This is a genomic window from Curtobacterium flaccumfaciens pv. betae (genome assembly GCF_026241855.1).
Classification (GTDB): Bacteria; Actinomycetota; Actinomycetes; order Actinomycetales; family Microbacteriaceae; genus Curtobacterium; species Curtobacterium flaccumfaciens.
The window spans coordinates 291,574-307,057 of the sequence record NZ_JAPJDC010000001.1; the positions used below are offsets into that span (position 1 = coordinate 291,574).

General features: G+C 70.0%; 16 protein-coding genes. 12 read left to right on the top strand and 4 right to left on the bottom strand.

The features are described from left to right. Positions 1-39 precede the first annotated feature (39 nt). Positions 40-1,689 (bottom strand): ATP-binding protein, encoded by a 1,650-nt coding sequence (locus ORG17_RS01460; RefSeq protein ID WP_214526873.1) that lies wholly within the window; start codon positions 1,687-1,689, stop codon positions 40-42. Continuing rightward, entirely contained in the window at positions 1,686-2,213 is a 528-nt protein-coding gene (locus ORG17_RS01465) for a hypothetical protein (RefSeq protein WP_214526871.1), read from the bottom strand. The genes ORG17_RS01460 and ORG17_RS01465 overlap by 4 nt, the downstream gene beginning before the upstream one ends. Positions 2,214-2,433: 220 nt before the next feature. Here ORG17_RS01465 and ORG17_RS01470 point away from each other — a divergent pair, with 220 nt between their 5' ends. Further along, the gene (locus ORG17_RS01470; RefSeq protein ID WP_250892327.1) at positions 2,434-3,552 is read left to right on the top strand and encodes an NAD(P)-dependent alcohol dehydrogenase; all 1,119 of its coding nucleotides are present in this window, start codon (positions 2,434-2,436) and stop codon (positions 3,550-3,552) included. 58 nt (positions 3,553-3,610) lie between these two features. Here the strand turns inward: ORG17_RS01470 and ORG17_RS01475 are convergent, their stop codons facing one another. Continuing rightward, a complete protein-coding gene (locus ORG17_RS01475; protein WP_214526917.1) occupies positions 3,611-5,416 on the bottom strand; it encodes a gamma-glutamyltransferase family protein in 1,806 nt (601 codons plus the stop codon). A 324-nt stretch (positions 5,417-5,740) separates the two neighbouring features. On the opposite strand from ORG17_RS01475, the gene ORG17_RS01480 reads away from it, so the two are divergent. From ORG17_RS01480 to ORG17_RS01530, 11 genes are all read left to right on the top strand, one after another. Continuing rightward, positions 5,741-6,931: a peptidoglycan DD-metalloendopeptidase family protein gene (locus ORG17_RS01480; protein WP_214526869.1), complete on the top strand. Its 1,191-nt coding sequence runs from the start codon at positions 5,741-5,743 to the stop codon at positions 6,929-6,931. Between the two features lie 71 nt (positions 6,932-7,002). After that, positions 7,003-7,467, top strand: coding sequence for an RNA polymerase sigma factor (locus ORG17_RS01485; RefSeq protein ID WP_214526867.1), 465 nt, complete (start codon positions 7,003-7,005; stop codon positions 7,465-7,467). Then, positions 7,464-8,300, top strand: a complete 837-nt coding sequence (locus tag ORG17_RS01490; protein WP_214526865.1) for a hypothetical protein — start codon at positions 7,464-7,466, stop codon at positions 8,298-8,300. Before ORG17_RS01485 ends, ORG17_RS01490 begins: the two co-directional genes overlap by 4 nt. A 142-nt stretch (positions 8,301-8,442) precedes the next feature. Continuing rightward, complete coding sequence (locus tag ORG17_RS01495) at positions 8,443-9,246, top strand: sulfite exporter TauE/SafE family protein (RefSeq protein ID WP_214526863.1); 804 nt, start codon at positions 8,443-8,445, stop codon at positions 9,244-9,246. Further along, positions 9,243-9,878, top strand: coding sequence for a DNA alkylation repair protein (locus ORG17_RS01500; RefSeq protein WP_214526861.1), 636 nt, complete (start codon positions 9,243-9,245; stop codon positions 9,876-9,878). The genes ORG17_RS01495 and ORG17_RS01500 overlap by 4 nt, the downstream gene beginning before the upstream one ends. Before the next feature lie 284 nt (positions 9,879-10,162). After that, positions 10,163-11,356 (top strand): zinc-dependent alcohol dehydrogenase, encoded by a 1,194-nt coding sequence (locus tag ORG17_RS01505; RefSeq protein ID WP_071245864.1) that lies wholly within the window; start codon positions 10,163-10,165, stop codon positions 11,354-11,356. Continuing rightward, positions 11,356-12,465 (top strand): NAD-dependent epimerase/dehydratase family protein, encoded by a 1,110-nt coding sequence (locus ORG17_RS01510; protein WP_214526860.1) that lies wholly within the window; start codon positions 11,356-11,358, stop codon positions 12,463-12,465. Before ORG17_RS01505 ends, ORG17_RS01510 begins: the two co-directional genes overlap by 1 nt. Before the next feature lie 216 nt (positions 12,466-12,681). Further along, on the top strand, positions 12,682-13,038 hold the full coding sequence (locus ORG17_RS01515; RefSeq protein ID WP_027467158.1) for an SHOCT domain-containing protein: 357 nt from the start codon (positions 12,682-12,684) through the stop codon (positions 13,036-13,038). Beyond that, positions 13,035-13,289: a hypothetical protein gene (locus ORG17_RS01520; protein ID WP_214526858.1), complete on the top strand. Its 255-nt coding sequence runs from the start codon at positions 13,035-13,037 to the stop codon at positions 13,287-13,289. The genes ORG17_RS01515 and ORG17_RS01520 overlap by 4 nt, the downstream gene beginning before the upstream one ends. 9 nt (positions 13,290-13,298) lie before the next feature. After that, entirely contained in the window at positions 13,299-13,709 is a 411-nt protein-coding gene (locus ORG17_RS01525; protein ID WP_214526856.1) for a DUF6314 family protein, read from the top strand. Positions 13,710-13,744: 35 nt separating this feature from the next. Next, on the top strand, positions 13,745-14,410 hold the full coding sequence (locus tag ORG17_RS01530; protein ID WP_214526854.1) for a pentapeptide repeat-containing protein: 666 nt from the start codon (positions 13,745-13,747) through the stop codon (positions 14,408-14,410). Positions 14,411-14,470: 60 nt separating this feature from the next. On the opposite strand, the gene ORG17_RS01535 is transcribed toward ORG17_RS01530, so the two are convergent. Further along, positions 14,471-15,478, bottom strand: coding sequence for an NAD(P)/FAD-dependent oxidoreductase (locus tag ORG17_RS01535; protein WP_214526852.1), 1,008 nt, complete (start codon positions 15,476-15,478; stop codon positions 14,471-14,473). Between the last annotated feature and the right edge of the window lie 6 nt (positions 15,479-15,484).

Sequence of the window (15,484 nt, forward strand, 5' to 3'; positions counted from 1 at the left end):
AGTCGCTTGTGCCGACCGAATTGTTTCTCGTGGAACGAACTAGGACAATCTCGCGAGGGGGAGCACTGGCCCTCGTCGAAGGATTCCGATCAACTGAAGAGAAGTGCTGCCACGCTGGGGCGCCTCCTTGCTACGGGTTAATTTGCTCACGAAGTGCCCGTCTTCGAAATCCAGAACCGTGATATTTTGCTTCAAACGTGAGCCGGAGAATTGGCTCAAGTCAAGCATGTAAGCCTCCGAACGGCTTCCGGCCTCATGCGCGTCGGACACGCCGCTATCAATCAGGTGAATGAGGCGAACATCCATGAGATCCGTAAGGAGTGAATAAAGCTTCGGAGCCGCTTCTTTATCGCGATATCCGACGAGGAAGTAGGTGAAGGATTGTTCGTTGAGGCAGAAGTCTCGCACGGCAGCGAGGGTTGCAAGCGTGCGCTCAGCGACGCCGCTGTTCGCGGCCATATCCTCCTCGAGTTCGTTGATCTTGGCCGAGGCGGCGTCACCCGCCGCCTGATTTACGTCCTGAACGCCCGTCGCTCGCGCCTTCGGCCGACGTAATGCTCGGTTGATAGCGCTAACCGCAAGAACCATGTAGTCACGGGGCACCGCACCTGAGGCGAGTACAAGGCGATCGAGCGCAGACCGGTTGAAGATCCTCGCGAGAGTCGGGATGCCGACGCGTCGCGCGTATTCGGCGAGAATTCCTTCGAGAAATTCGCTTGCCTTTTCCGGGTCCTGCAGCGTTACGTCAAGATCAATCAGATCTGCGTCCTGACCACTTTGCAAACCCGTGGGGGGAGAGGCCTGCCACCAATTTGTCAAGTGACGGATTGAAGCTATTTTCATCCAGATGTTTGCGTCCCGGAAAGCCCCGTGTAGCATGTCTAAGATTGTCGGTTGAGCATCCCGTGGCATGTAATAGAAATCGTCCACAAAAACAACCACGCGACGGCCTTCGATATCGAGGAAGGCAGACAGGGCGCGCTGAACCCGTGGGACAACTCGTTGCGCCTCCTCGATGCTCGTTTCATCGCGAGAGAGCATGGATCGAATCTGCTCATGCATTTCATTCACGGCGAGCGTGAGTGAGGATCGCGGAGAAACTGTCCTCCGACCAGCCATCACCGAGCTCAGCACGTCGGCGATGACGAATAGGAAGACTCGCTGCGGCGTCTCATGGCGGAGTGTTTGGATGTTGGTCCAGGAATCGATTGCTGCCTCGGAAACGATCTGGCGACGTGCTTCCATAAGAAGGGCTGATTTTCCAGCCCCGCGTCGACCGAAAACCAGATGGTGCCGACTTGCGGTGACTGTCGAAAGACTTGCGCGTGCGTCCGGAACATAGACGAGACTAGGCTCGGCGCTAGAAACTCTCGATTTCGCACTTATCAGGCGAAGAAGTTCAGCTACCTTTGGATCCTGCATGCCCTCGAATTTAGGAGCAGCCGCCACTTCGTTCGTTCCACTTTTTCGGACAACAAGGAAATAGGTGACACCGAACGCGCTCTTAAGCGCATTTTCGATCGTGTCCGACATCTCGACAAGCGAAAGGAAGTCCGCGGGGCTTACGTAAACCAGGACGTTTACTTCGTCGGGAAAATTCTTGAACTCTATGCGTGCAGGGGTGATCCCTGCCGGACCGAGCAGGCCCTCGATGATGTGCGACGCGGTTTCTTCATTTACATCGATCATGCGTGGGAGTTTCCTTTTGCTCGGATATAGGCGCGGGCTTCTACAACGAATGGTTTCGCGACAGGCCCGAGTCCGCGAACGATATTTCGAAAGTAGGACTGATTCGACGGATATTGATCGTAGTCAGCCTCGTTGCGAAGCGCACGCGCATCCTTCAAGTCGTTCGCGGCAATCGTCCGGGAGGGAAAGTCATGAGGGACGCCCTTTACCGAAAGGACCGTGTGTTGTTCGTGGTCATCACCACCGTGGAACTGGAAGGCAGCGGCGCGCATGGCGTGATACATTGCATAATAGTACCGAGCTATTGCCGGGCGGCTAAGGTCGGATCGCGAACGCTCCATTCGCTCTGCCATGCGGATGAATGAATCCGCCAAAGCGAGTCGGTCGGCAACTGTGCGAGCAAGAACGTCGTCGAGTGAAGCCCCGAAGGCCGTTTCGTGGGCGACGCCTTCCTTGAACAGTTCGACTTGTTTAGTTGTCAGCTTCGTTATGCGTTGAAGCCTGGTTTCCTGGCTCGTGAGCACGAATCCCCCTCTGCTGATGAGCTAGCCACTTGCCAGCCTAGGGCATGAGGTAGAGACCGAGTCTTCGTTCTGCAAGGCAGTTTGCGGGACGACGGTCTACAGGCCTAGCGATTCCGGGAGGTCTCCGAAGCGTTCTACCTGAACGAACTTCGTCGTCGTTCGCGTGATTGAGCGTGTTAATCAACAGGTGTAGCGTAAGGTGCGATCAAAGGAGAACCCCATGCGCGCCGTCGTGTTCGAGCAGTACCAGACCTTCCCGTCCCTGACCGAGGTCCCGAAGCCCACACCCGGGCCCGGTGAGGTCCTGCTCAAGGTCGCCGGCGCCGGCGCCTGCCACTCGGACGTCGCCGTGTACCGGGAGTTCCAGCAGGGGCAGCCGGGAGCCCAGGCGCCCGCGTTCGTGCTCGGCCACGAGAACTCCGGCTGGGTCGAGGCCGTCGGCGACGGGGTCACCGGCTTCGCCGAGGGCGACGCCTACCTGGTCTACGGGCCGGTCGGCTGCGGGCACTGCTCGTACTGCTCGAAGGGGCAGGACACGTACTGCGAGAACGCCGCGACGAACCCGTACATGGGCATCGGCCTCGGGCGCGACGGTGGCATGGCGGAGTACGTCAGCGTCCCGGCGCGGAACCTCGTGCCGCTCGGGGACGCCGACCCGATCGCCGCCGCACCGCTCAGCGACGCCGCGCTCACGCCGTACCACGCGATCAAGAACTCCCTGCCGAACCTGGCCGGTGGCGGTCGCTTCGCGCTCGTCGTCGGGCTCGGTGGCCTCGGGCAGATCGCCGTGCAGATCCTGACGGCGCTCACCGGCGCCACGGTCATCGCGACCGACATGAAGCAGGACGCGATGGACCGCGCCGCCGCCCGTGGCGCGATCACCGTCCCCGGCGGCCCGGACCAGGCCGAGCGCATCCGCGAGATCACCGGGGGACGCGGCGTCGACGCGGCCTTCGACTTCGTCGGTGCCACCCCCACGATCAAGGTCGCGCAGGCGTCGATGGCGGTCGGCGGGCGGTTCACCGTCGTCGGGATCGCCGGCGGCACCACCGAGTGGAACTTCTTCGCGACGCCGTACGAGTCGACGATCACGAACACCTACTGGGGCACGATCGAGGACCTGCACGAGGTCGTCGCGATGTACCGCGCCGGCCAGATCGTCCCCGACGTCGAGCGGTACGCGCTGTCCGACGCACTCGAGGCGTACCGGAAGCTCGAGTCCGGGGAGCTCTCGGGCCGCGCGGTGGTCGTCCCGACGGGCGTACCTGGTCGAATCGGGCGTACCTGGTCGAATCGGGCGTACCTGGTCGAATCGGGCGTACCTGGTCAGAAATTCTGACCAGGTACGCCCGATTCCACCTTCCAGTGCGGGTGTTCTGGGAAGGAACGGGCGCCGGTCAGCGTCCCGCTGCGTAGCCCTGCGCACCCCGCGGGTTCGCGGCGGCACCGAGGACCCCGGTGCCCGGGTCACGGGTGACGCACGACAGCCGGCCGAGGCTCCAGTCACCGCCGCGGGTCACGACGTGTCCGCGGGCCTCGAGTGCCGCGATGACCTCGTCCCCCAGGCGGTCCTCGACGACCAGGCCCGCGGGCTCCCACGTGCGCGGCCAGAACGACCCCGGGAACGACGTGGTGTGCAGCGCCGGCGCGTCGATGGCCTGCTGCGGGGAGTACCCCCCGACGACCCAGCGCAGCAGGAACAGCAGCTGCCACTGGTCCTGCTGGTCACCGCCGGGGGAGCCGAGCGCGGCGACCGGCTGCCCGTCGCGGAGCACCAGGGTCGGGGTCAGCGTGGTGCGGGGGCGCTCGCCGGGCCGCAGGGTCGAGGCGGTGCCCGGTTCGAGCCAGGTCATCTGCAGGCGGGTGCCGAGGCAGAACCCGAGCTCGGGGATCGTCGGCGACGACTGCAGCCATCCGCCGGACGGGGTCGCACTGACGATGTTGCCCCAGCGGTCCACGACGTCGATGTGGCACGTGTCGCCGCGGGTCTCGCCGTCGGGGGTCACGAACGGCTCGCCGCGGTCCTCGAGGGGAGCGGCCGGCGGGACCTCGGTGTCGGCTTCGGTGTCGCGGGCGACCTGCACGGTCGGTTCGCCCACCCCGACCGAACCAGAGGAGTCGTACGAGGTCCGGACCGGCGGCAGCGCGTGCTCGATCCCGGCGATCGTTCCGGGTCGGAGCTCCGCCGAGGCCCGCTCGCCGATCAGCGCACGGCGCTCGTCGGCGTAGGCGTCGGAGAGCAGGACGTCCATCGGGACCTCGCCGTCGCCGTAGAACGCCTCACGATCGGCGAGGGCGAGCTTCTGCGCCTCGACGATCGTGTGCGCGCCGAGCTCGGTCGACGGGTCGAGCAGGGCGTCGTCGAGCGGTTCCAGCAGCCGCAGGGTCTGGAGCAGCGCCGGCCCCTGGCCCCACGGCCCGGTCTTGGCGATCGTGCAGCCTCGGAACTCGGCGGTCGTCGCGGGTTCGTACGACGCGCGGAACGCCGCCAGGTCGGACGCCCGGATCACCCCCGCGTGGTCGGTGCCCGACGCGTGCCGGTGCGGTTCGCGGACGAACCGGTCGATCGCCTCGGCGACGAACCCCTCCGCCCACTCGGACCGGGCCGCATCGATGCGGCCCGTCCGGCTGCCGGCACCCGCGCCTGCGTCGACCAGCCGGTCGAGCACTGCAGCGAGTGCCTCGTTGCGCACCAGGTCCCCGGGGACCGGCACCGTGCCTCCCGGCAGCCACTGCGTGGCGGAGGTGGGCCAGTGCTGCTCGAACAGCTCGCGCACTGCGGTGATCGTCCGGATCACCGCAGGTGCGACCGGGTGGCCGTCGCGGGCGTACCCGATCGCGGGGTCGAGGACGTCGGCCAGCTCCCAGGTGCCGTGGTCGCGGAGCAGGAGCAGCCAGGCGTCGACCGCGCCGGGGACGGTCGCGGCCAGCGCGCCGGAGCCGGGGACCAGGTCGAGGCCCTCCGCGCGGTAGTGCTCCGGGGTCGCGCCCTCGGGGGCGGGGCCCTGACCGACCAGCACCGTCGGCACGGGGTTCACGGCCGTCGCGAAGACCGCCGTCAGGTCACCGCCGGGGCCGTTCAGGTGGGGCTCCACGACCTGCAGGACGAAGGCACCGGCAACGGCCGCGTCGAAGGCGTTGCCGCCACGCTCGAGCACTGACTGGGCCGTGGCCGTCGCCATCCAGTGCGTCGAGGCCGCCATCCCGAACGTGCCCTGCAGGTCCGGACGGGTGGTCTGCGCTGCGGGCGGGACGAAGGCGGGGTTCGGCGTCGGCATGCCACCATCTTGCGCGCTCCGGGCGTCCCGGCACCCGGGTGAGCGCTGCCGCAGCCTGCCGCCTCCGGCTCCTGCCCCGCCGCGTACCCCCGGAACTGGGGTTGTCCCCACCGCGTCAAGGGGGTTGTTTCTCCCCCCGGAAAAGGTGACCATCGTTCGGCGGCGCGTAACCGACGTGCCGCCGAACGGTCGCGCAGGGGCGCGTCCGCCACCTGGACCGCCTCCCTGCGGTCCCAGCTCAGGGAACTCATGCGCCGCACTTCGTCGTCTTCGGCTCGCCTCCGCCCAGTCCGCGCTCGGGTCGTCGCAGCGCTCGTCGCGCTCGCCGCCGTCGCGACGGGGCTGGTGAGCACCGCCACCCCGGCCGCCGCCGCTCCGATCGTCTACACGGGCACCGTCGCCGCGGGCAAGACGCTCTGGCCGGGCGACTCGGTGACCTCGAACAACGCGCAGTTCCAGCTCGTCATGCAGGGCGACGGCAACCTCGTCGAGTACGGCATCGGTCGCAAGGTGCTCTGGGCGTCGAACACGTCCGGCAAGTCCGGGGCCTTCGCGCAGATCCGGGCGAACGGCACGCTCGCCATCGTCCACAACAACGTGCGGATCGCGCTCTGGGGCGGCGCCGGGCACGTCGGCCGGAACTTCGGGGTCCGCCCGGACGGCACGATGCGCATGATCAACACGGCCAACAAGAGCGTCGTCGAGTTCCCCACGTACCAGGACAGCGTCGCCGCGGGGAACCTCATCCTGCCGGGGACGGTCCTGCGGTCCGACCGCACCAACGCCCGGACCCTCACCATGCGCGCCGACGGGGTGCTCGCACAGGTCGTGAACGGCAAGCAGGTCTGGGCGACGAAGACCGCCGGGAACGTCGGGGCCTACGCCTCGGTGCAGGCCGACGGCAACTTCGCCGTCTACTCGGCCGCGAACAAGTGGCTCTGGTCGAGTGCCACGAGCCGTGCCGGCGGCGGACGGCTCCTCGTGCAGGTCGACGGCAACGTCGTGCTCTACGGCAAGTCCGACACCCGGGCGTGGTCGACCCGCCCCGTGACCGGGCTGCTGTGGCCGGTCGCCAGCACCAAGATCTCCGGCCGGTACGGTGACGACCGCGGCGTCGGACACGTCCCGCGCTACCACCAGGGCACCGACTCGCCCGTGGGGACCGGGACGCCCGTGTACGCCTCGGGGACCGGGACGGTCACCACCACCGTCGCGAACCACGCGTCCTACGGCAACTACGTCGTCGTCACGTACGGCAACACCACCGTCCTCACCGCGCACCTCAGCAAGATCGGCGTGAAGCAGGGGCAGATCGTGTCGAAGGGCAACGAGGTGGGCAAGTCCGGCAACACCGGGCAGTCCACCGGGGCCCACGTGCACGTCGAGGTGCGCCAGGCCGGCTCGCTCATCGACCCGCTCTCGGTGCTGCACTTCCGGTGATGCGACCGAACCGGGCGCTTCGGCTGTCAGGATCGCCGATCTCGCGACACTCCTGAAGTGAAGGGAGTGCTGTGACGAACGATGACTCACACCTCGTGCGCCGGATGGTCGCCGGGGACCGTAGCGCACTGGCGACCGCGTTCGACCGGTTCGCCCCGGTGCTGACGCGCTACGCGTGGGCGGTCTCCGCGACGCCGACCGACGTCGAGCGCGCCGTGCAGGAGTCGTTCCTGTCGCTCTGGCAGCACGCCGACGGCCTGTACCTGCCCACCGGTCTGCTGCTGCCGTGGCTCCTGGCCGTCTGCCGATCGCACGCCCGGACGAGTGGTGCGGACGGCATCGGCAGCGGCGGCGCTGCGTCGTTGCGCTGGGTCGAGGACGACCTGCGTGCCCTCCCCGAGACCGACCGACGACTCGTCGAGCTCTGTCTCGTCGAGGGTCGGACGTGGTCGGAAGCCGCGCAGCACCTCGGACTCCGCCCGTCAGGATCCACGCCACGGCGGGGGTCCCGAGCGACGAAGGAGGTGCAGCGATGAACTCCGAGCCCCCGATCGGAGACGACCTGCAGCGGATGCTCGTCTCGATGAAGCAGAACGTGCTCGAGCGGGCCGAACCACGGAAGCGCCGTGGGCGTCGCACCGGCATCGTCATCACCGTCATCGCCCTGCTCGCCGTGGGGACGGCGGGTGGTGGCGTCGCGCTCGGGCTCATCCCGACGTCGCCCACCGAGCCCGAGCCCGCGCCGAGCGCCACCAGCCAGCCGAGCCAGACCGTCACGCCGTCGTCGGCGCCGGTCGTCGGTGAACCGACCCCGACGCCCACGCCCACGCCGACCGCCCCGCCGTACTCGGCGACGGACTGGTCGACGTGGACGATCTCGGCGGATGCCGTCGGGCCGGCGACGCTCGGCAGCCCCGCCGGGGCCGACGACGCCGCACTGCGTGCCGCGTTCTCGCCCGCGCCGCCCCTGATCGACGACAAGGGGACCGTGATCTACCCGTTCGGTTGCCCGAACACGAACTCCAGGATCTGGGACGGACCCGGCGGCGAGCGTGTCGTCGAGATCGTCGCCGACGGCGCGGTCGGTACGATCGTCATCCAGCAGGGGGAGGGCGCCGCACCGGGCCAGCAGGTGGGCCCGAAGACGCTCGAGGGGGTTGGTCTGGGCAGCACCCTCGCCGAGGTCAGGGGCGCCTACCCGGACCTGGTCCAGACCCGGACGGACGCGGCGGGTGGTACCCGTGACACGTTCTGGGCGGTTCGGTCCGGCGAGCGGTACATCGTGTTCCAGGTCGGCGAGGGGAGCGGCCGCGTGGCGACCGTCTTCGTGTCCGGCACGAGCGAGCCGGTGGCCGACTACTGCTCCTGACGCCCCGATTCGCGAGCTGACGTTCGCTTCGTGAGCAGAAATGGTCGGGTCGCCTTCGGGCACCCGACCATTCCTGCACTCCAAGTGCGGGCCACCTCGCACCGTGCGAGAGCACGCCCGCGGCGCGGATAGCCTGGGCAGGATGAGGAAGCGCGGCGGAACGGTGCTCGTGTTGGTGGCGATCGGGGTCCTGGCGGGGGTCCTGTCCGGGTTGTTCGGCGTCGGCGGTGGGGTCATCGTGGTACCGGCGCTCATGGCCTTCGCACAGATGGACCAGCGTCGGGCCTCGGCCACGTCGCTCGTGGCGATCGCCCCCGCGGCCGTCGTCGGTGCGGTCACCTACGCCGTGCAGGGCGAGGTGCACTGGCTCGCGGCCCTGACCCTGGCGGTCGGCAGCGTCATCGGCGCGCCGATCGGTGCCCGGCTGCTCCGTGCCCTGCCGCTCCGCGTGCTGCCCTGGATCTTCGTCGGGTTCATCGCCGTCGTGCTGGTGTCGCTGTTCACCACGGTGCCGACCCGCGGCGGCGAGGTGCACTTCGGGGTCGTCGAGGCGATCGTCCTGCTGGCGCTCGGGCTGCTGTCGGGGGTGCTGTCCGGGCTCGTCGGGGTCGGCGGCGGGGTCGTCATCGTGCCGGGGCTCGAGGTCGTGCTCGGCGCCGGCGACCTGCTGGCGAAGGGCACGTCGCTCCTCACGATGGTGCCGACGTCGGTGTCCGGGACGGTCGCGAACCTGCGGCGTCGCGCGGTCGACCTGCGGGTCGGGCTGACGGTCGGCATCACCGCCGCCGTCTGCTCGCCGGGCGGCGCCGTGCTGGCGCGCCTGGTCGACCCGCAGGTCGGCACCTGGCTGTTCACGGCGTTCCTGGTGGTCGTCGCGGTCATCGTGCTCAGCCGCGGGCGTCGGAGGGCACCACAGAACGACGCGAGCGACGGGGAGGTCGCGTGACGGGCCTCCCGGCAGCGCGCGACGCGGAAGCCGTGCTGGCGGCGTTCGCCCGCACCACCGGCGACGTCGCCGCGGCCCGCCGGGTCGCGCGGCAGTTCCACGACCTCGACGAGGGGGAGCGCTCGGCGCTGCTCTGGAGCGAGGACGACGGCGCGAAGCTCGTCGCCGTCCTGCTGCTCGTGCAGGCGATGCGGGCGCAGCCGGACCCGGAGCTCACCGACGAGTACCTGTCCGCGGCGAAGGCCGAGCGGTTCGAAGACCCGGTGCTCGTCGACCTGGCCGCCGAGGAACTCGTCGGCGCCCCGTTGGTGGGCGCCTCGACCGGCCCGCTGTTCGCGCTGGCGAAGTCCGACGTCGCGATGGTCCGCCGGATCGCGGTCGTGGCGACCCTGGCGTTCGCGAAGCAGGGCGACGCCGAGGTGCCCCTCGGGATCGCCGGGCGCCTGGTTCGGGAGCGCAGCGAGACGGTGCAGTCGGCGCTCGGGTTGGTCCTGCGCGAGACGGGGAAGCGGGCGTCCGAGCCGGCACTCGTGGCGTTCCTCGAGCAGAGCGGCCGGTTCCTCAGCCCGGCCGCCCGCCGGACCGCGACCGAGCACCTGCCGCCGGGGGAGCGTGACCGGCTGCGCGGATGACGCAGCTCGCGGTCGCGCGCGACGCCTTGCTCGCCCGGGCAGAACCCGCCTGAGGCGACGGCCGGGAGGCCCGGTGCGGGTCCGCCCCGCCGCTGGCCGCCCGCGCGCACCGGCACCAGCGCCGTGCCGGGGTCCGACGCCTGTGCTGCGGGCATGCCCACCCGCGCCGACGTGCGCGAGGGGGACGCGGGGCTGGGAGCGTCCACGGGGCGGGCGCGTACCGAGGAGGGGAACGCGAGTCGTGCCTCCAGGCCGGCTCGAAGCGACCACGAGAGGAACGCAACGTGCGCGCACTGACCTACCAGGGCACCGAGAAGGTGTCCGTCGAGACCGTCCCCGACCCGACCATCCAGGAGCCGACCGACGCGATCGTGCGGATCACCTCCACGGCGATCTGCGGGTCCGACCTGCACCTGTACCGCGTGCTCGGCCCGTACATCGACCGCGGCGACGTCCTCGGCCACGAGCCGATGGGCATCGTGGAAGAGGTCGGATCCGGCGTCACGAACCTGAAGGTCGGCGACCGGGTCGTCATCCCCTTCAACATCTCCTGTGGCCACTGCTGGATGTGCCAGCACGGCCTGCAGTCGCAGTGCGAGACCACCCAGGTGACCGAGTACGGCACCGGTGCCTCGCTGTTCGGCTACACCAAGATGTACGGCCAGGTCCCCGGTGGCCAGGCCGAGTACCTGCGCGTGCCGCACGCCGACTACGGCCCCATCGTCGTGCCGGACGACGGCACCCCCGACGACCGCTGGCTGTTCCTGAGCGACATCCTGCCGACCGCGTGGCAGGCCGTGCAGTACGCCCAGGTGCCCGAGGGTGGCACGCTCGCCGTGCTCGGCCTCGGCCCGGTCGGCCAGTTCGCCGCCCGCATCGGCAAGCACCTCGGCTACCGCGTGCTCGCCGTCGACCCCGAGCAGGTCCGCCGTGACCTGGGGGCGAAGCACGGCGCCGAGGTGTTCGACCTGACGAAGGACCTGGTGCCCGAGCTCGTCGACCTGACCGACGGCCGCGGCCCCGACGGGGTCGTCGACGCCGTCGGCATGGAGGCCCACGGTAACCCGATGGCGGGCTTCGCACAGCGTGCCGCCGGGCTGCTGCCCGACAAGCTCGCGCAGAAGGCGATCGAGACCGCCGGTGTCGACCGGCTGGCCGCCGTGCACGCGGCGATCGACCTGGTCCGCCGCGGGGGCACCGTCTCGCTGAGCGGTGTCTACGGCGGCATGGCCGACCCGATGCCGATGATGACGCTGTTCGACAAGCAGATCACCATCCGCGAGGGCCAGTGCAACGTGAAGCGCTGGATCGACGACATCATGCCGCTCGTCTCCGACCCGTCGGACCCGCTCGGCACGCTCGACCTGACCACCCACCGCGTCTCGCTCGAGGAGGCCCCGCACATGTACGAGGTCTTCCAGAAGAAGCAGGACAACTGCGTCAAGGTCGTGCTCGACCCCGCGATGGCCGCGGCCTGATGCGCGTCGTCGTCGTCGGCGCGACCGGCAACGTGGGGACGGCGGTGCTCCGTCGGCTCGCGGCCGTGCGCGCCGACGACGACGGTGTCACCGGTCGTCACGCCGCCGGTGACGCCGGCCATCACGCCGCCGGTGACGCCGCCGGTGACGCCGCCGGCGTCCAGATCGTCGGTGTCGCCCGGCGCCTGCCGGACCTTCGCGCGGAGCCGTACGCCGCCGCCGTCTGGCACGCGGTCGACGTCGGCGCTGCGGACGCCGTGGACCAGCTCACGGCCGTGTTCCAGGGTGCCGACGCCGTCATCCACCTGGCGTGGGCCCTCCAGCCGACGCACGACATCCCCGCGCAGCACCGCACGAACGTGACCGGCACGGCGAACGTCCTGGCGGCCGTCGCGCGCGCCGAGGTGCCCCAGGTCGTCGTCGCGTCCTCGGTCGGCGCCTACCGCGGGGTGGACGTCGACGGCAAGCACACCCCAGTGGACGAGAGCTGGCCCGCCGACGGCATCCCGACGGCGACGTACTCGATCCACAAGGCCGACAACGAAGCAGCGATGGACGCGTTCGAGGCCGAACACCCCTCCGTGACCGTCACCCGGCTGCGCCCGGGGCTGATCTTCCAGCGGGACGCCGCCGCCGAGATCCGGGGGCTGTTCCTCGGACACCTCGTGCCGATGTCGATCGTGCGATGGATCCGCTGGCTCGTGCTGCCGCTGCCGTACCCGTTCGTGTTCCAGGCCGTGCACGCCGACGACGTCGCGGACGCCTACTGGCGCGCGGTCGACCGACGGGCAGCCGGGGCGTTCAACATCGCCGCGTCGCCCGTGCTCAACCCGCCGCGACTGGCCCGGGCCTTCGGCATGCTCGGTGCCGTGCGGATCCCGCTGCGGTTGCTGCGCGGGGTCGTGACGGTCACGTGGCGGCTGCGGTTGCAGCCGACGGACGCCGGGTGGATCGACATCGCGGCCGGGGTGCCGATCATGCGGACCGACCGTGCCCGGTCGGTGCTCGGATGGGAGGCCCGGCACACCTCCGAAGAAGCGTTGCGTGCACTCGTGGCCGGGTTCGCGGACGGTGCGAACGTTCCGGGGTCCGGGCCGCTCCGCGGCTGACCGGGCTGGGGGTGGCCGGGGTCGGCGCTTCCTGGCCGCTCCGGGCGTACGGGGTGCTTCCGGGCGTACCGGGTGGTTTCGGGCGTACGGGGTCGGAAGTTCTGACCAGGTACGCCCGGTTTCACATTCCATCGCGGGCGTTCTGGGAAGGAACGCCCGCTCGTGTTCCCCGTGTCGCGCTACGCTTCGCTCGTCGTTGTGAGAAGGGGGAGTGCGATGGTGCTCAGTTGGTCCGCGTTCAGTGAGCTCGAGGGGCCGGGGGAGTCGGGGATGTCCGACCTGTTCGGCGGCTGGTTCGGTATCGCGTTCGGGGTCGTCGCGGCGCTGATGATCCTCACGACCCTGACGATCGTCATCCTCTCGCTCTACCGGGGCAAGCGGATGGCCGACCGTGGTCAGAACCCGCTCACCATGCAGGAGGACATCGCGTACCAGGCGATGCAGAGCCGCACGTTCGCTCCGGACAAGCCGCTCGAGCAGCGCCTTGCCGAACTCGACGACCTGCACGCGCGCGGTGTGATCTCCGACGAGGAGCACCGCAGCGCCCGAGCCGAGGCCCTGCGCGGACGATGATCGCCTCCGAAGACGTCCGCAACCCCCTGATCCCGCCGGTCTACGACCTCGTCTGGACCCTGCTGATGGCGCTCGTCGTCATCGTGGTCATCGTCGCCGTGTGCATCGCGGTCGTCCGCAGTCGGCGTCCCCACGGTGCCCGTCGGACCTCGCCGGAGCAGCGGCTCCTCGAACTCGACGAGCTGCACGCCCGCGGTGTCATCACCGACGACGAGCGCCGAGCCGCGCGGGCCGAGGCCCTGCGCGGTTAGCCTGGTCCGGTGCTGCTGCCGACGGACCTGCTCGGGGTGTGGGAACTCCACCGCACCGTGCACGACCACCGCACCGGGGCCGCGGGGACCGTCACCGGGACCACCACCCTGACCCGGGCCGGCGACGACGAGGTGCGCTGGGACGAGTCCGGCGTGATGATCTTCGACGGCCGGTCCACCCCGGTGTCCCGGACCCTCCTCCTCCGGCGCGGTCCCGACGGCGGCTGGACCGTGCACTTCTCCGACGGTCGGGTCTTCCACGACTGGGTCTGGGGCACGAGCGTCGCCCACGCCTGCGCTCCGGACGACTACACGGGTGCCTTCGACGGCGACGAAGACCGCTGGACGGTGCGGTGGGAAGTGCGGGGCCCGGCGAAGGACTACCGGCTGGACAGCGTCCTCACCCGACCGCGGTCGTGACCCGCGGGGTCGGACGTCACCGCCAGACTGGGGGCATGGCACGCTCCTCCGGCACCGACGCCCCGCGCATCACCCTGACCGAACCGACGAACCTCGAGGACTGGGCGCCAGCTCCCGGTGACGTCCTGACGGGCGACCGCCTCGAGGGCAAGCGCATCGACGTCCTCGACCTGGCCGGCGAGCGGCTTCCCGACCTGGAGATCGAGGAGTGCGTCATCGACACGTTCCGGGGCGACGACGCGGACTTCCGTGGGCTCCGGGTCCGTGACTCGGTCATCGACTCGCTCGACGCCCCGATCCTGCGGGCGTCGAGCAGCTCGTGGCGCGAGGTCCGGGTCTCCGGCGGTCGGGTCGGCTCGGCGGAGCTGTACGACTCCGGACTGAACGGCGTCGAGTTCGTCGGCATGAAGTTCGGGTTCGTGAACCTGCGCGGCTCGACGATCACCGACGTGGTGTTCCGTGACTGCGTCATCGACGAGCTCGACATCGCCGACGCGAAGCTGCTGCGGGTGTCGTTCGACGGCAGCAGCATCCGCGCCGCCGAGGGGTCGAACACCCGCATCGACCACGTGGACCTGCGCGGAGCGGACCTCGATCGGGTCGAGCGGCTCGAGGGGTTCCGCGGAGCCACGATCGGCGCCGACCAGCTGTACACGCTCGCACCGCTGCTGGCTGCACAGGCCGGCTACCGCGTCGACTGACCCGCGCCGAGTTTCGCGCTCACCGACACCGCACGCCCGACCGGCCCCGCGAACTGTCGCTCAGCCCGAAACAGCGCCCGAAACAGCGCCCGAAACAGCGTCAGCGCCGACCCCGGCCAGCGCCGCGGCCAGGTCGGCCTGCACCAGGTCGCCGTGCACCGCTGCACCCACCTGGGTGCCGGCAGCCGCCGACGCGATGACCGTCGCCATCGGGGCCGTCACGTTGCCGGCCGCGGACACCCCGCGCACCTCGGTCTGCCCGGCGGCGTCCACGGTCAGCGCCGTCGCGAAGCGGTGGTCGCCCATGAACTGGTCGGTGGCGGCGAGGCCGAGCCCGGACAGGAAGCCCACCCGCGCCTCGGGCCGGCTCGCCGTGGCCAGGGCATCGAGCTCGACGAAGGAACCGTCGCCGAGCCGGACCCCGGTCAGCCGGTCACCCTCGGAGACCACTTCGGCGACCGGGCCCTGAACCACCGTGACGCCGCGGGCCGCCAAACCGGCCAGGGCGGTGTCGTCCATCAGCGTCGGATCGGTCAGGAACGCGGTCACCCGATCGCTCAGCGCCCGGAACATGAGCGCTTGGTGTGCGGCGTTCGGCGTCGTGACGAGGACCCCGATCCGCTGGTCGCGGATCTCCCACCCGTGGCAGAACGGGCAGTGCACGACCCCGCGCCCCCACTGTTCGGCCAGGCCCGGGACCTCGGGCAGGACGTCCACGGCGCCGGAGGCGACGACCAGTCTGCGCGCCGTGACGACCGCGCCGGAGTCCAGCGTGACCGAGAAGCCGACCCGGTCGTGACCGTCACCGGTCGTGGCGGACGTGGCCACGACCCTCCCGGCCGTGACCTGGACGCCGTAGGCGGCGACCTCGCTGCGACCGATGCGGATCAGCTCGGCGGGCGCGACGCCCTCGTGGCCGAGGTAGTTGTGTGCGCCGGCCGCCGGAGCGTTGCGGGGCTCGCCGGAGTCGACGACGAGCACCGAGCGCCGCGAACGGCCGAGGATCAGGGCGGCGGAGAGGCCGGCGGCCGAGCCGCCGATGACGATGACGTCGAAGTGTTCAGGCATGCGCTG

Excerpts from the sequence above, each read along its gene's own strand:
- ORG17_RS01460 (WP_214526873.1), bottom strand. The coding sequence starts at position 1,689 with ATGATCGATGTAAATGAAGAAACCGCGTCGCACATCATCGAGGGCCTG.
- ORG17_RS01470 (WP_250892327.1), top strand. The coding sequence starts at position 2,434 with ATGCGCGCCGTCGTGTTCGAGCAGTACCAGACCTTCCCGTCCCTGACC.
- ORG17_RS01475 (WP_214526917.1), bottom strand. The coding sequence starts at position 5,416 with ATGGCGGCCTCGACGCACTGGATGGCGACGGCCACGGCCCAGTCAGTG.
- ORG17_RS01480 (WP_214526869.1), top strand. The coding sequence starts at position 5,741 with ATGCGCCGCACTTCGTCGTCTTCGGCTCGCCTCCGCCCAGTCCGCGCT.
- ORG17_RS01490 (WP_214526865.1), top strand. The coding sequence starts at position 7,464 with ATGAACTCCGAGCCCCCGATCGGAGACGACCTGCAGCGGATGCTCGTC.
- ORG17_RS01495 (WP_214526863.1), top strand. The coding sequence starts at position 8,443 with ATGAGGAAGCGCGGCGGAACGGTGCTCGTGTTGGTGGCGATCGGGGTC.
- ORG17_RS01510 (WP_214526860.1), top strand. The coding sequence starts at position 11,356 with ATGCGCGTCGTCGTCGTCGGCGCGACCGGCAACGTGGGGACGGCGGTG.
- ORG17_RS01515 (WP_027467158.1), top strand. The coding sequence starts at position 12,682 with ATGGTGCTCAGTTGGTCCGCGTTCAGTGAGCTCGAGGGGCCGGGGGAG.
- ORG17_RS01520 (WP_214526858.1), top strand. The coding sequence starts at position 13,035 with ATGATCGCCTCCGAAGACGTCCGCAACCCCCTGATCCCGCCGGTCTAC.
- ORG17_RS01530 (WP_214526854.1), top strand. The coding sequence starts at position 13,745 with ATGGCACGCTCCTCCGGCACCGACGCCCCGCGCATCACCCTGACCGAA.
- ORG17_RS01535 (WP_214526852.1), bottom strand. The coding sequence starts at position 15,478 with ATGCCTGAACACTTCGACGTCATCGTCATCGGCGGCTCGGCCGCCGGC.